Source organism: Streptomyces sp. NPDC058231 (genome assembly GCF_042882275.1).
Classification (GTDB): domain Bacteria; phylum Actinomycetota; class Actinomycetes; order Streptomycetales; family Streptomycetaceae; genus Streptomyces.
In genome coordinates this window covers 22,038-35,588 of sequence record NZ_JBHVWN010000082.1, presented here as the reverse complement: position 1 = coordinate 35,588, position 13,551 = coordinate 22,038, and the positions used below count along the sequence as shown (strand labels likewise).

Annotated in this window: 14 protein-coding genes; 9 read left to right on the top strand and 5 right to left on the bottom strand. The window is 70.6% G+C overall.

The window, feature by feature from the left end; translation table 11 throughout:
* Positions 1-181 precede the first annotated feature (181 nt).
* Positions 182-385, top strand: coding sequence for a hypothetical protein (locus tag ACFVXE_RS33865; RefSeq protein ID WP_389677026.1), 204 nt, complete (start codon positions 182-184; stop codon positions 383-385).
* A gap of 80 nt (positions 386-465) precedes the next feature.
* On the opposite strand, the gene ACFVXE_RS33860 is transcribed toward ACFVXE_RS33865, so the two are convergent.
* Positions 466-2,022, bottom strand: a complete 1,557-nt coding sequence (locus tag ACFVXE_RS33860) for an ABC1 kinase family protein (protein ID WP_389677024.1) — start codon at positions 2,020-2,022, stop codon at positions 466-468.
* A gap of 41 nt (positions 2,023-2,063) precedes the next feature.
* Entirely contained in the window at positions 2,064-3,227 is a 1,164-nt protein-coding gene (locus tag ACFVXE_RS33855; RefSeq protein WP_389677022.1) for a ThiF family adenylyltransferase, read from the bottom strand.
* Between the two features lie 243 nt (positions 3,228-3,470).
* Between ACFVXE_RS33855 and ACFVXE_RS33850 the strand changes: the two genes are divergently transcribed.
* From ACFVXE_RS33850 to ACFVXE_RS33835, 4 genes are all read left to right on the top strand, one after another.
* Positions 3,471-4,097, top strand: coding sequence for a M48 family metallopeptidase (locus ACFVXE_RS33850; RefSeq protein ID WP_389677020.1), 627 nt, complete (start codon positions 3,471-3,473; stop codon positions 4,095-4,097).
* A 107-nt stretch (positions 4,098-4,204) separates the two neighbouring features.
* Entirely contained in the window at positions 4,205-5,791 is a 1,587-nt protein-coding gene (locus ACFVXE_RS33845; RefSeq protein ID WP_389677018.1) for a TerD family protein, read from the top strand.
* Between the two features lie 11 nt (positions 5,792-5,802).
* A complete protein-coding gene (locus ACFVXE_RS33840) occupies positions 5,803-6,483 on the top strand; it encodes an AIM24 family protein (protein ID WP_389677016.1) in 681 nt (226 codons plus the stop codon).
* 21 nt (positions 6,484-6,504) lie between these two features.
* Positions 6,505-7,260: an AIM24 family protein gene (locus tag ACFVXE_RS33835; RefSeq protein WP_389677014.1), complete on the top strand. Its 756-nt coding sequence runs from the start codon at positions 6,505-6,507 to the stop codon at positions 7,258-7,260.
* Positions 7,261-7,317: 57 nt separating this feature from the next.
* Here the strand turns inward: ACFVXE_RS33835 and ACFVXE_RS33830 are convergent, their stop codons facing one another.
* Both ACFVXE_RS33830 and ACFVXE_RS33825 read right to left on the bottom strand, forming a co-directional pair.
* Positions 7,318-7,878 (bottom strand): NUDIX hydrolase, encoded by a 561-nt coding sequence (locus tag ACFVXE_RS33830; RefSeq protein WP_389677012.1) that lies wholly within the window; start codon positions 7,876-7,878, stop codon positions 7,318-7,320.
* Positions 7,875-9,344 carry a zinc-dependent metalloprotease gene (locus ACFVXE_RS33825; protein WP_389677010.1) on the bottom strand — a complete coding sequence of 490 codons (1,470 nt, stop codon included), beginning with the start codon at positions 9,342-9,344 and terminating at the stop codon, positions 7,875-7,877. Before ACFVXE_RS33825 ends, ACFVXE_RS33830 begins: the two co-directional genes overlap by 4 nt.
* Before the next feature lie 190 nt (positions 9,345-9,534).
* Here ACFVXE_RS33825 and ACFVXE_RS33820 point away from each other — a divergent pair, with 190 nt between their 5' ends.
* From ACFVXE_RS33820 to ACFVXE_RS33805, 4 genes are all read left to right on the top strand, one after another.
* On the top strand, positions 9,535-10,677 hold the full coding sequence (locus tag ACFVXE_RS33820; RefSeq protein WP_389677008.1) for an SDR family oxidoreductase: 1,143 nt from the start codon (positions 9,535-9,537) through the stop codon (positions 10,675-10,677).
* Positions 10,678-10,785: 108 nt separating this feature from the next.
* Entirely contained in the window at positions 10,786-11,247 is a 462-nt protein-coding gene (locus ACFVXE_RS33815; RefSeq protein ID WP_389677006.1) for a molybdenum cofactor biosynthesis protein MoaE, read from the top strand.
* Between the two features lie 126 nt (positions 11,248-11,373).
* Positions 11,374-11,544 carry a hypothetical protein gene (locus tag ACFVXE_RS33810; protein ID WP_389677005.1) on the top strand — a complete coding sequence of 57 codons (171 nt, stop codon included), beginning with the start codon at positions 11,374-11,376 and terminating at the stop codon, positions 11,542-11,544.
* 143 nt (positions 11,545-11,687) lie between these two features.
* The gene (locus ACFVXE_RS33805; protein ID WP_389677003.1) at positions 11,688-12,776 is read left to right on the top strand and encodes a PDZ domain-containing protein; all 1,089 of its coding nucleotides are present in this window, start codon (positions 11,688-11,690) and stop codon (positions 12,774-12,776) included.
* Positions 12,777-12,860: 84 nt separating this feature from the next.
* Here ACFVXE_RS33805 and ACFVXE_RS33800 read toward each other — a convergent pair whose 3' ends face one another.
* A complete protein-coding gene (locus ACFVXE_RS33800) occupies positions 12,861-13,430 on the bottom strand; it encodes a PPA1309 family protein (RefSeq protein ID WP_389677002.1) in 570 nt (189 codons plus the stop codon).
* Positions 13,431-13,551: the final 121 nt, after the last annotated feature.

Below are 13,551 nucleotides of genomic sequence, written 5' to 3'. Positions count from 1 at the left end.
GGGCGGCGCCGTGGGGGCTCCGCCCCCCCCCCCCCCCACCCCCCACCCCGCGGCGGCCGCCCCCGCGCCCGCCCGGCGTCGTAGACGCCCCCCGGCGGGGCGGCGGGACCCCCCCCCCCGCCCCCGCGGTCGTGGTGTGTGGTGCCGCGCCGCGCGACGGCGACGGAGTTATCGTCACGAGGTGGACGAGGAGACTCATCACCCCGCACAGCCGGCTGCCGAGGTCACGGTGTGTGACCTGTGCGGCACCGCCGCCGAAAGCGTGCACCCACCGCCGACCTGGATCTGTTCCGTGGAGAACGGCAGACGGCAGTACTTCTGCGACACCTGCGCCCGCACCCACATCAGAGCGATCGAGGGGCGCCTCGACTCGGCCTGGTGGTGACACCCCTGCCCGGCGCCCGCCCTTCCCCGGACGGGCGCCGCGGGCCCCGGGGCCTGCCCGGACACCCGCGGGGGCGGGGCTCAACCCTCGGCGGCCGCCTCGCCCACGAGTCCCGGAGCGACGGACCCGCGGCCCGGCACCTTGCCCGCGAACTCGTCGTCCAGCAGATCGTCGTCCACCGGCTCGTCGTCCGGCAGCTCGTCCTCAAGCAGTCGGCCGTCCATCGGCGCGTCCTCGATCGGCTCCTGAGCGGGCACGTTCCCGACGGGCAGGAACCCCGGGACCCAGGACTCCAGTTCGTCCCGCAGCCGCACCGTCGCGTTCAGCTGGCACAGCACGCCGATCGTGCTCAGAGTCACCCGGTGTATGAGCAGATAGGCGGGCGGCAGATTCAGCTGCTTCCCCAGCTGATGGGCAGGGGAACGGGGATCTGCTATCCGTGCCGCCTGATTGCGCATCCAGCCGCGGGTGAAGGTGAACTCCTCCACCTGCGCCGGCTCGATGATCGGCAGAAGGTAGTCGAGTACCGCGTCCGGGTCGAGATCGATCGAATCCTTGACGAAGCCCTCCTCCCGGAGCAGCTCGTACACCGCCTCCGCGTCGCGCTCCGACGTCAGCCGCAACGAGTCCCCGATGGGCTGGGGCAGCCCGCCCGGCAGCCGGTCCACCGTGCCGAAATCCAGCACTCCGAGCCGCCACTGCCCGGTCAGGTCGCCTGCTGCTTCTCCGCCCACGCCGCCGTCCGTGTGCTCGTCCCCCTCCGCGGGGAGCAGCCGGAAGTTGCCCGGATGAGGGTCCGCGTGCAGCAGACCCGTACGCGCCGGGCCCGAGAAGAGGAAACGCGCCAGCAGCTGACCCGCCCGGTCGCGTTGTGCCTGGGTGCCCTCCGCGATCACCTCGGAAAGCGGGACACCGTCGATCCACTCCGTCACCAGCACCTGATCGGACTGGTGCACCACATCGGGGATCACCACATCCGGATCGTTCGCGAACTCCTCCGCGTGCTCCCGCTGCGACTGCGCCTCCAACTCGTAGTCCAGCTCCTCCGACACCCGGTCACGCAGCTCCGTGATGAGCGGCTTGATGTCCATCCCCGGGATCAGCGGGCCGAGCAGGCGGGCGAATCGGCTGAGTTGGGTCAGATCGGAGAGCAGAGCCTCGCCGGCGCCCGGGTACTGCACCTTCACCGCGACTTCCCGCCCGTCGTGCCAGACGGCGCGGTGCACCTGTCCGATGGAGGCGGCGGCCGACGGCCTGTCGTCGAATTCGGCGAAGAGGTCCCGCCAGTCCTCACCGAGCCGTTCCGCCAGCACCGCGTGCACCGTGCGCGTCGGCATGGGGGGAGCGGCCTCCTGGAGCTTGGTGAGCGCCGCCCGGTACGGCCCGGCGACCTCCTCCGGCAGCGCCGACTCGAAGACGGACAGGGCCTGGCCGAGCTTCATGGCACCCCCCTTCAGCTCTCCCAGGGTGCGGAAGAGCTGGTCCGCCGTGCGCTGCTGGAGCTCGCGGGCCACCATCTCCGCGGACTTGCCGCCGATGCGCTTGCCCAGACCCCAGGTGGCACGCCCGGCGAAGCCCAGCGGCAGCGCGGCCAATTTGGCCGTACGGGTGACCGCTTTCCGGGGAAGATCAGACATACGCCCCTCCAATTCCCAGACTGCCGTGCCGCATAAGGTGGTTACCCGGCCATTGTGTCGTGCGGCGAGCCGAGCCCGGAGGCGCGCTCCCTCCCAGTGTGCCCAACCGCCCCGCAGGAGCAGTTGAGGTGCGGCCCGATCCGCTCCGACCGCCAGTCCAACAGCGGCAGCGCGGCTTCCCACCGGGCCCCCGTCGCGGCAGGCAGCTCACCGTCCAGAAACGCCAGCGCCTGGGCCGCGGCGAAACCGGCCACCGCTGTCGCAAGCCCCAGATCGCATGCCTGCACGGCGTTGCGCCGCCCGGACCGCCACTGCGCCAGCATCCGTGGCCACTGCGGATCCCGATCCGTGCGGTGAAGGTCCAGGCATCCCGCGCACCCGGTGCCGCCGGGCAGGACCAGCGGACCGACCACACCGGTGGCCTCGATCACTCCCGCATAGAGATGCGGAGTGCCCGAGTCGATCCACGGTTCGGCTCCACGCGGGTCGGGAGCGTACACCGCGAGACCGTCCCTGGGGGCCACCACGATCAAGGACAACCCGGGACCGGCACCGGCCGCAGCGCCACGGACCCTGGCGCCACCCGTGTCCTCCCCGGTGCGCGGTGCCGGGCCGGGGGCCGACCGGCGCACCAACTGGCGGGCGGCGGTGTCCCTGCGCTCTCCGACCGCGGTCACCGGGAGCCCACCGGGCGCCACGTCCGACGGCTCGGTGACCCCGCCGTCCAGGACCTCCACCCGGCCGACCCCGGACCCGGACAGCACCGCGGCGATCGTCGCGCCGACCCTGCCCGCGCCCCGGACCTGCACCCGCATCGCCCGGCGGGCCGCCAACCGCCTCAACGCACCGCCCGGTTCGGGGTGGACGACCGAGAGCGACGCGAGGTCGGGTCCCTGCCGCTCCAGGACGTCGGAGCGGTTCCGCAACGCGTCCGCCTCCGGACCGCCCGCCCGTACATCGTCGATCAGCCCCGCCTGTGCCAACCGTGAGACGAGGGTGTCCACTTGGTGTTCCGTCAGATTCAGCGTCCTGGCCTCCTCATGCAGCAGCGGCATGCCGCGCGTTCCGTCGAGCAGTTCCAGGAAACTGCCCGTGGCGATGTCCGTCGGACCGACCTTCACCGCGTGGGCGGGCGTCACTCCGAATTGCACGGTGTTCCTGCCGCGCCACGCGCGGCGCAGTGCGGGCTTCAACATCGGATGCATGGCTTCCCCCGGCCGGTGTCCGTTCCTGCTGCCGTCTCTGATCTCCGTGGTCTCCGTGCGCGGGCCGTGGCCCGGAGCTTCGCGAGATCCGTTGTCAGAATGCATGCCGGCGCCGAAGTGTGCGGAAAGTTGTCCACAGGCATGGGGCATTAGTCATTCAAATGGTGCACGCCGTGGAGTGGATCATGTGTGAACCGTCCCGGAGGCGGGACTTCCCCTACTGACAGCGGGTAACGTCGGGGCGTGCCCGCCGACCCCTACTCCGGCTTCGCCGGGGAGACCTCCGCGCGCAGCGCCAAGGACCAGCAGCGCAGCGCGGCCAGTCACCCGCCGTCCCGCGTCGCCGTGACGAGCGCGGTCGAGGTCCGCAGGAGCAGCCGCCGCAGCCGGACGGTCTCCGCGTACCGCGAGGGCGACCGCACCATCGTGCTGATCCCCGCCCGGATGTCGGAGGCGGAGGAACAGCGCTGGGTGACCGTGATGCTCGACAAGCTCGCGGCCCAGGAGCGCAAGCAGATCATCGGCGACAGCGAACTCGTCGAGCGGGCCGCACGGTTGTCCGCCCTGTATTTCGACGGCCGGGCCAGACCCGACTCGGTGCGCTGGGTGACCAATCAGAACACCCGATGGGGTTCGTGCACCCCTGCGGAGGGCAGCATCCGTCTGTCGCACCGGCTGCAGGGCATGCCGGAGTACGTGGTCGACTACGTACTCCTCCACGAGCTGGCGCATCTGCTGGTGCCCGGTCACGGTCCGCGGTTCTGGCGGCTGCTGGAGGCGTATCCGCGTACCGAGCGGGCGCGCGGATACCTCGAAGGAGTGGTGGCGGCCGACCGGCTGCCGCATCTGCCCGCCGCGCGCGGCGAGTGACGTTCGTCGATTCTGTACCGGGTGTGTACCGACTCGGCCCGATGTCGGGGTTTGCGGTTAGCCTGGCGCGACGCATTCACATTCGGGATGGGGGACGGTCGTTACGCATGGCCAGGGAATTCCAGCGCGGCCACAAGGCCAAGATCAGTGATCTCACGCCGGGGACGGATCTGTACGTAGGTGTGCAGATCGCCGGTCCGGGACTGACCTTCGACATCAGTTGCTTCGGCCTCGATGCTGATGAGCAGCTCTCCGACGACCGCTATTTCATCTTCTTCAACCAGCCGAAATCGCCCGAGGAGTCCATTCAGCTCCTCGGCGCCCAGTCCGGTGACACCGAGTCGTTCCGCGTCACCCTGGACCGCATTCCGGCGAACATCCACAAACTGTCGTTCACCGCGACCGTCGACGGCGCCGGCCAGATGTCACAGGTCGGTCCGGGCTACATCCGGATCGTCGCGGGCGGCGAAGAAGTCGTCAGGTACGCCTTCAACGGCTCGGAGTTCACCACCGAGCGCGCGGTGATGCTGGGCGACTTCTACCTGAAGGACGTGTGGCGGTTCGCCGCCGTCGGCCAGGGCTTCGACGGCGGTCTCGACGCGCTGCTGAAGAACTTCGGCGGTGAGGTCGCCGAGGAGGCACCCGCCGCGCCGCAGACAGCGGCCCCGTCGTTCGCCCCGCCCGCGCAGGCGCCCGCCCCGTCGTTCGGCGCCCCGGCAGCCCCGCAGGTTCCGCAGCCCGCTCCGTCCTTCGGCGCCCCCGCCCCCGCCCCGCAGCAGCAGATGCACGCCGCGCCGACGATCGCGGCACCGATCGCGCCGCCCGGTGGCACCGTGCCGCCGCCCTCGCCCGCACCCGCTCCGTACGGGCAGCCGGGACAGCCGCCCCAGCAGCCGCAGTTCGGACAGGTCCCCGGCCAGACCGTGCCCGCCGCCCCCTACGGCCAGCAGGCTCCCGCTCCGTTCGGGCAGCAGCCTCCGGCTCCGTTCGGGCAGCAGCCTCCCGGTGTGCCCCAGGGGATGCCGCAGGCCGGTGCCGGGCTCCAGGCCGCCCTCCAGCCGTACAAGGAGACGGCCACCGGTCAGCGTTGGACCCCGCAGAACCAGCAGCTCATGCGGGTCGACCTCACCATGGGCGGCACGCCGGTGCTCGCCCGGCAGGGCTCCATGGTGATGTATCAGGGCAAGGTCGACTTCGGCTACAAGGGCGCCGGATTCGCCGGCCGGGTCGTCGGGAACGCGACCGGTCAGGAAATGCAGCTGATGCGGTGCACCGGCCGCGGTCAGGTGTTCCTCGCCGAGGACGGCTCCCATCTGCACGCGATCGAGCTCCAGGGCGACGGCATCTGCGTCTCCGCGGAGAGCGTCCTCGCCTTCGACGAGTCCCTGCAGTACGAGGTCCGCCGGATCGAGGGCCACGGCATCCCCGGCGGAGCCCTGTTCACCATGCAGTTCCAGGGCACCGGCACGGTCGTCGTCAAGACGCACGGAGTGCCCGTCGTCCTTCCGGTCACCCCGACCACGTTCGCCGACTGCAACGCTGTCGTGGCCTGGTCGTCAGCGGCCCAGGTGATCATCTCCAGCCAGGTCCGGCTGCGCCGCAACGCGTACCCCGGGCACAGCGGAGAGACCGTCAACCTGCAGTTCCGGGGCGCCCCCGGCAACTTCATCGTCGTCCAGCCCTACGAGGTCTGAGGGAGCCCGTCATGAACCAGCAACTCGCGGGCTTCGCCCCGACCCCCGTCGCGGCCCGTATGGAGAACCACGGCCGCACGATGCTCAAGGTCGCGATGGCCACCGGCCAGGACCTCTACGCACGCACCGGCTCGATGGTGTCGTACGAGGGCTTCATCCAGTACGAGCCCAACCCGCCCGCCGTCCGCCAGATCGCCTCCCAGTGGATCACCGGCGAGGGCGCACCCCTGATGAAGTGCGCCGGTGACGGGCTGCTCTACCTCGCCGACTACAGCGCCGACGTGGTCGTCATCAACCTCAACAACGACTCCCTCTCGGTCAACGGCACCAACGTCCTCGCCTTCGACGGCCACCTCACCTGGGGCGTCGAGCGCGTCAAGGGGCTGGCCAAGTTCGCGGGCCAGGGCCTGTGGAACGTCTGCATCGCCGGCACCGGCTGGGTCGCCATCACCTCGCGCGGCACGCCGATCGTCGTCGACTGCGGACGCGGGGAGGACGAGACCTACGTCGACCCGGACGCCCTCGTGGCGTGGTCCCCGAACCTCAAGGTGAAGGGCAAGCGCAGCTTCAAGGCCTCCTCGCTCATCGGGCGGGGAAGCGGCGAGGCGTACCAGATGGCGTTCTCCGGCCAGGGCATCGTCGTCGTCCAGCCGAGCGAGGACAGTACGGACCGCCTGCGGGTCCGGAACTGACGGGGAGGGAGAGAACACACCATGCAGAGTCCGCTCTTCAGCTACACGGAGCAGCAGTCCCAGGACCGGTACACCCTGCAGAACCCGCAGCTCCTGCGGGTCTCGCTGACCGGCCACGACGATGTCCTCGCCCGTAAGGGCGCCATGGTCGCGTACCAGGGACTGATGGAGTTCGACGGCGAGTACCAGTCGCACGGGCAGCGCAACGCCCGGGCGCGCACCGGTGAGGGCCTGGACCTGATGCGCTGCTCGGGGCAGGGCACCGTCTACCTCGCCAACCTCGCGCAGCACGTGCACGTCGTGGACGTCGGCCACGACGGAATGACGGTGGACAGCGCCTACGTCCTGGCGCTCGACTCCTCGCTGCACACCGAGGTCATCGCCGTGGACAGCCAGTACGGCATCTCGGGCACCGGCAAGTACCAGCTCAACATCTCCGGCACCGGCAAGGTCGCGCTGATGACCTCGGGCCAGCCGCTGATGATGCAGGTCACACCCGACAAGTACGTCAACGTTGACGCCGACGCGATCGTCGCCTGGTCCAGCTCGCTGCGCGTGCAGATGCAGGCCCAGACGCACTCCTCGGGCGTCTGGCGGCGGCGCGGCAACACCGGTGAGGGCTGGGAGCTCAGCTTCCTGGGACAGGGCTTCGCCCTGGTCCAGCCGAGCGAGGTACTGCCCCCGCAGAGTGCCCAGATCGGGCAGGGGCTGCGTGCCCAGTACGGCATGGGCCAGCAGGGAGCGCACGCCCAGAACCAGAACAACGCCTGGAACTGAGCCGCCACACACGGGTAGGGGCGGTCTCCCCGGAGGCCGCCCCTACCGATCCGGCCGTTACGGCTGCCGCCCGCCCTCCAGCGCCGCGCGGGTGCGCGCCACCAGGCGTACGACCGACGCATCGGCGACCTCGGCCACCTCGTCGTACCCGAACCAGTGCAGATCCAGCGACTCGTCGCTGATCTGCTCCGTCGCGCCCGCCGGCGCCAGCGCGGCGTACTGCACATCCAGATGCCAGTGGCAGGGTGCCGGGATCGGGTGCCGGTCCAGCACCACCGGACCGCCGGACAGCAGAGTCAGTCCGCTGATGCCGGACTCCTCGGTGGCCTCCCGCAGCGCCGCGGCCGCCAGGGTGGCGTCCTCCGGCTCGCAGTGGCCGCCCATCTGGAGCCACATCTGCAGTTTCCGGTGCAGCGTCAGCAGAACCCGCCCGCGCTCCGGATCGACGACCAGCGCGCTGGCCGTGAGGTGACCGGCCCCGCAGGCCTTCCACATGCCGTCCGGGTGCCGCGCCAGATGGTCCAGATAGACCTGGCGCAGCTCCTCCTGGTCCGGGTCGGGGTCCACCGGGTCCTCGTACCTCTTCAGTACGAGGACGGCGTCGTCGTACAGGCTCACCGGTCGGTGCCGTCCTTGCCGTCGCCGTCGCCGTCGCTGTCGCCCGCGCCGTCCGATTCGTCCTTGCCGTCCGCGTCGCCCGCGCCCTCCGCGGAATGCCGGTGCCCCTTCGCGGCCTCGCCCAGCATCTTGTCCAGCTCGGAGAAGTCCAGCTGCTCGTGGTGCACGAACGCGTCGGGGTCGTCCAGGTCGGCAGCGGTCGGCAGCATGTCCGGGTGCTCCCAGAGCGCGTCGCGTCCGTCGAGACCACGCGCGTCCGTGAGCGACGCCCACAGCCGCGAGGCGTCCCGCAGCCGCCGCGGCCGCAGCTGCAGCCCGATCAGCGTGGCGAAGGTCTGCTCGGCCGGGCCGCCGGAGGCACGGCGCCTGCGCATCGTCTCGCGCAGAGCGTCCGCCGAGGTCAGGCGCGTCCTCGCGGCCTCGTGGACCACCGCGTCCACCCAGCCCTCGACCAGCGCGAGCGCCGTCTCCAGCCGGGCCAGCGCGGCCTTCTGCTCCGGGGTGTCCTCCGGCTGGAACATGCCCTGCTGAAGCGCGTCCTGCAGCTGCTCCGGCTGTGACGGGTCGAACTGGCCGACCACGTCCTCCAGCTTGCTGGTGTCGACCTTGATCCCGCGCGCGTAGCCCTCGACGGCGCCGAACAGGTGCGAACGCAGCCACGGCACATGAGCGAAGAGCCGCTGGTGGGCGGCCTCACGCAGGGCCAGATACAGCCGCACCTCCTCCTGCGGCACGCTGAGGTCCTTGCCGAACCGCTCGACGTTCAGCGGAAGCAGCGCGGCCTTGCCCGCCGGGCCCAACGGCAGCCCGATGTCGGTCGAGCCGACCACCTCGCCCGCCAGCACACCCACGGCCTGCCCGATCTGCTGGCCGAACATCGCGCCACCCATCGACCGCATCATGCCGATCAGCGGGCCCGCCATCGCCTGCATCTCCTCGGGCAGCACATCGCCCATGGCCAGGCCGACACGCTCCGCGACCGGGTCGACCAGCTTCTGCCAGGCGGGGAGGGACTCCTCGACCCACTCCGCACGGCTCCACGCCACGGAGGAGAACGACCCGGAGGGAAGTGACGTCACACCGTCCAGCCAGTGATCGGCCAGTCGCAGCGCCTCGTCGACCGCGGACCGCTCCGACGGACCTACGCTCGCGTCCTTGGTGCCGTCCGGCGTGCCCTGCGACACCGTCTGGCGTGCGATCTGCTTGGCCATGTCCCAGTTCACGGGACCGCCCTCGTAGCTCAGCATCTGGCCGAGCTGCTGGAAGGCTGCTCCCAGATCGTTCGGGTTCATCGTGCCGAACATCGCCGCGAACGGGTTGTCCCCGCCCGCGCCCGGCCCGAAGCCGAACGGGTTCGCAGGCCCGCCCGAACCCTGCCCACCTCCGGTGGGGTCCTTCTTCTTGCCCTCGTCGCCGTTCTCCGGCTCCTCCGGCGGAAGGCCGAATCCGAATGGGGTGTCACTCACGGGTTTCCTCGGCTCGTAGGGCCGCCGGCTCGAACCGACGGCGACTGCCCGACATCACCACCCAGCGTAGACACCATGCCCGCTTCGGGGCTCAGTGCTCCGCCGGCTCCCGGCCTGCGGCAGGATGGACGCCACCTGGTACGTACGCGTCATTCGGGTACGTACTGAAGACAACCGCTGGAGACGCCCGGTGAGTTCCCCAGATCCTCAGGTTCGCGCAGCGCGAAACCTGGCCGACCCTTCGCCCGAGAGCAAGTCCTCGAAGAGCCGCTCCAAGAGCCGCGGCCCCGTCGTCGCGATCACCGGCGCCGCGACCGGCGTCGGTGAGCTGCTCACCGCGCGCCTCGCGGCCTCCGAGGAGATCAAGCAGGTCATCGCCATCGACGAGCGCCGCGGCGAGGTCCCCGAGGCGACCTGGCACATCCTCGACGTGCGGGACCCCGCCATCGCGGAGAAGCTGCGCGGCGCAGACGTCGTCGTCCACCTGGCGCTCGATCTCGACCTGGAGACCGACCCCGCCGCCCGTACCGCGTACAACGTCCGCGGCACCCAGACCGTGCTGACGGCCGCCGCGGCCGCCGGGGTCCACCGGGCCGTGCTCTGCACCTCGGCCATGGTCTACGGGGCCCTTCCCGACAACGACATCCCGCTCGCCGAGGACGCCGAGCTGCGCGCCACGGCCGAGGCCACCGGTGTCGGCGACCTCCTGGAGATCGAACGGCTCGGCCGTCGCGCCCCCCGCGCCCACCCCGGCCTCAACGTCACCGTCGTGCGTCCCACCGTCCTGGTCGGCGGTACGGACACGGCGCTGACCCGCTACTTCGAGTCGCCACGCCTCCTGGTCGTCGCCGGGTCACGCCCCGCCTGGCAGTTCTGCCACGTCGAGGACCTGGTCACGGCCCTGGAGTACGCCGCGCTGGAGAAGATCGACGGCGAGTTCGCGGTCGGCTGCGACGGCTGGCTGGAGCAGGAGGAGGTCGAGGAGCTCAGCGGTGTACGCCGGATGGAGCTGCCGTCCGCCGTCGCACTCGGCGCCGCCGCCAGGCTGCACCGGATCGGGCTCACCCCCTCCCCGGCGGGGGACCTCGCCTACACGATGCATCCCTGGGTGGTCAGCGTGAGCCGGCTGCACGACGCCGGCTGGCGCCCGCGGTGGACCAACGAAGAGGTGCTCGCCGCACTCCTGGAAGAGGTCGAGGGCCGCCACACCGTGGCCGGACGCCGGCTCGGCCGCAAGGACGCCACCGCCGCGGGAGCGGCCGGCGCGACCGTGGCACTGCTCGGCACCGCCGCCCTGGTCCGCCGCGCCCGCAAGGCCCGTCGCCGCATCTGATCTGAGGGGCGTCGGCGAGCGGGACTGTGGAAGGCTCCAAGTCGGCCGTCGGACCCCCGGTGGAAAGCGACATTCCGCGAGGTGGCCCCGGTACGGCACCATGGCGGCATGGCACCCATCCATGACCACCCCGGTGAGCAGACTGCTCAGGACCCGATCCGGCTGCTGGAGATCCGCGACACACCTCTGTCGGTGGACGAGATCTTCCGCGCGGTCGGTGACGACGCCGCGGGGGGCACGGCGCTCTTCGTCGGCACGGTGCGCAATCACGACGGCGGACAGGACGTCGGAGCCCTCGGCTACTCCTGCCATCCGTCGGCGCAGGACGAGATGCGCCGGGTGGCCGAGAAGGTCGTGGCCGACTACCCGGTCCGGGCACTGGCCGCAGTCCATCGTGTGGGTGAACTGGCGGTGGGGGATCTGGCCGTGGTCGTCGCCGTCTCCTGCCCGCACCGCGCGGAGGCGTTCGCGGCGTGCCGCAAGCTCATCGACGACCTCAAGCACGAGGTTCCGATCTGGAAGCACCAGCGTTTCTCGGACGGGACGGAGGAGTGGGTCGGCGCTTGCTGAGCGCAAACCGGTTGGGCCGTAATCCGCCCCGATTTGCGTAACCGCACCCCTGCCATGAGCGTTGTTTCTGCAGATGGCTAATCTGCTGATCGGTCAGTGGGTCGCTCATGGGGTAGGGAGGTAGTGATGGCAGCACTTGCCTGGTTGTTGATTCCGCTTTTCGCTGCTCTCGGTGCTGCGATATGGGGAAGCTGGGCCGCCAGAAACCGCACGACCGGCGATGTCACCGAACTCGCCGGATACGCCCGGTTCCGTGCAGCGATGGAGAAGACGGACTCCGGTTCCGACGCTGCCTGAGACACACCGCATGACCGCAGTCGCCGATCCGCACCGCGGCGCCGACCGCCCGCAACCCACCGCACACCACCGTGCCCGCCCCTCCGCCTCGTACGGACCGGCCCCGGCGGTGCACTGACAGACGCTTCCCGTACTGTCGTTCCATGCCACGCCGCACCGCGACGATGCTCGCCTCCACGCTGATCCTCATCGCGCTGCTCTGCGCAGGCGTGCTGATCGATGTGCCGTATTCGGAGATGTCTCCCGGACCGACCGTGAACACCCTCGGCAAGGTCGGCGGCGAACCGGTCCTGCAGATCTCCGGGCACCCGACGTACAAGACGTCCGGCAACCTCAACATGACGACGGTCCGGGTCACCGGCGCCGACTACAAGATGAACCTCGTCGAGGCCGTCTACGGCTGGCTGGCCCATGACAGCGTGATCGTCCCGCACAACACGCTGTACCCGGACGGCAAGACCGAGGAACAGTCCACGCAGGAGAACGCCGAGGAGTTCAGCCAGTCGCAGGAGAGCGCCAAGGTCGCCGCCCTGACCGAGCTGGGCATCCCGGTGACCTCGCGCGTCGTGGTCTCCACGGTGATCAAGGGCAGCCCCGCGCAGGGCAAGCTGCACGCCGGCGACCTGATCAAGGCCGTCGACGGTACGGCGGTCAAGCAGCCCGAGGACGTCGCGAAGCTCGTCACCAAGCACAAGCCCGGGCAGGACGTCACCTTCACGGTGATCCCGGCCAGGACGGCGGCCGCGGCCGAGAAGGCCGGCAAGGAGCCCACGGGCGCCGAGAAGATCACCATCACGACGAAGAAGGCAACCGGGGAGAACCGGGCGATCGTCGGTATCCAGGCGGGGACGGACCACACGTTCCCGTTCGACATCGACATCAAGCTCGCCGACGTGGGCGGCCCGAGCGCCGGTCTGATGTTCTCCCTGGGCATCATCGACAAGCTGACCCCCGGCCAGCTGACCGGCGGCAAGTTCGTCGCGGGCACCGGCACCATCGACGACCGGGGCAAGGTCGGCCCCATCGGTGGCATCAACATGAAGCTGGTCGGCGCGCGCGACGCGGGCGCCAGGTACTTCCTGACGCCTGACGACAACTGCGCAGCCGCCGCGTCCGACACCCCCAGCGGGCTCACCCTGGTGAAGGTGAGGACGATCGACGACGCGAAGAAGTCGCTGGAGAAGATCCGCACGGGGGACACGGCCGCCCTGCCGAGCTGCTCGGCGAGCTGACCGGCCCGCGCACGAGGAGGACGGGCGGTACCGCGGCGGGCGGCACCGCCCGCCGCGGTGGGGATCTACGGACCCCCCGGAACATCAGGACTCGAACGTGGCGGCCAGCGCCTCGGCCAGGCCCGGTACCAGGCCCGCGCCCGTCAGTACCTCGCTCGGGGAGTCCTTCTCCCGGAGCCGTACGGCCGACTCCCGCGCACCGTTGCGCAGGACGGCCACGGTCATCCGCACCTCCTGGCGGTCGGGGTGCTTGGCGACCCACTTGGTCAGCTGGGCATCGCTGAGCCCGTCCGGTACGGAGGCCTCGGCGGACGGCGGGAGCATCAGGCGCTCCACGGTCATCGCGCAGCCGGCAACCGCGTCGGGCCAGGCAATCGTGGCGAGGAACTCGTCCAGCGCCTTTCCGGGTGGAAGCTCGTCCTGCTCGACGGGGGTGAGGGCGGCGGTCTTCGACTCGGGGCCGGTGAGGCCGAGCTGGGCGGCGAGGCCCGGCTCCTGGGCGCGCAGCTTGGCGGTGTCGACGAGGGCGAAGAGCCGGGCCGGCTGGTCCCAGCCGAGGCCGGAGGCGTACTCGTCGATTTCGAGCACGGCGACGGTGAGGGGGCTCGCGGCCATCGGAGGGCCTGAGGGGGAAACGTTGGGCATACCCAACATCCTGCCTCCTTCCGCCCCCGGAACGGGAACTAGGTAAAGCCTCAGTAAGTTGCATAGGTGGGCTCTACGATCGCTGGGCCTGCTTCACACGACCGCGAACTTCGAGGGGCGCACGTTGGCT

Excerpts from the sequence above, each read along its gene's own strand:
- ACFVXE_RS33860 (WP_389677024.1), bottom strand. The coding sequence starts at position 2,022 with ATGTCTGATCTTCCCCGGAAAGCGGTCACCCGTACGGCCAAATTGGCC.
- ACFVXE_RS33855 (WP_389677022.1), bottom strand. The coding sequence starts at position 3,227 with ATGCATCCGATGTTGAAGCCCGCACTGCGCCGCGCGTGGCGCGGCAGG.
- ACFVXE_RS33845 (WP_389677018.1), top strand. The coding sequence starts at position 4,205 with ATGGCCAGGGAATTCCAGCGCGGCCACAAGGCCAAGATCAGTGATCTC.
- ACFVXE_RS33840 (WP_389677016.1), top strand. The coding sequence starts at position 5,803 with ATGAACCAGCAACTCGCGGGCTTCGCCCCGACCCCCGTCGCGGCCCGT.
- ACFVXE_RS33835 (WP_389677014.1), top strand. The coding sequence starts at position 6,505 with ATGCAGAGTCCGCTCTTCAGCTACACGGAGCAGCAGTCCCAGGACCGG.
- ACFVXE_RS33815 (WP_389677006.1), top strand. The coding sequence starts at position 10,786 with ATGGCACCCATCCATGACCACCCCGGTGAGCAGACTGCTCAGGACCCG.
- ACFVXE_RS33810 (WP_389677005.1), top strand. The coding sequence starts at position 11,374 with ATGGCAGCACTTGCCTGGTTGTTGATTCCGCTTTTCGCTGCTCTCGGT.
- ACFVXE_RS33805 (WP_389677003.1), top strand. The coding sequence starts at position 11,688 with ATGCCACGCCGCACCGCGACGATGCTCGCCTCCACGCTGATCCTCATC.
- ACFVXE_RS33800 (WP_389677002.1), bottom strand. The coding sequence starts at position 13,430 with ATGTTGGGTATGCCCAACGTTTCCCCCTCAGGCCCTCCGATGGCCGCG.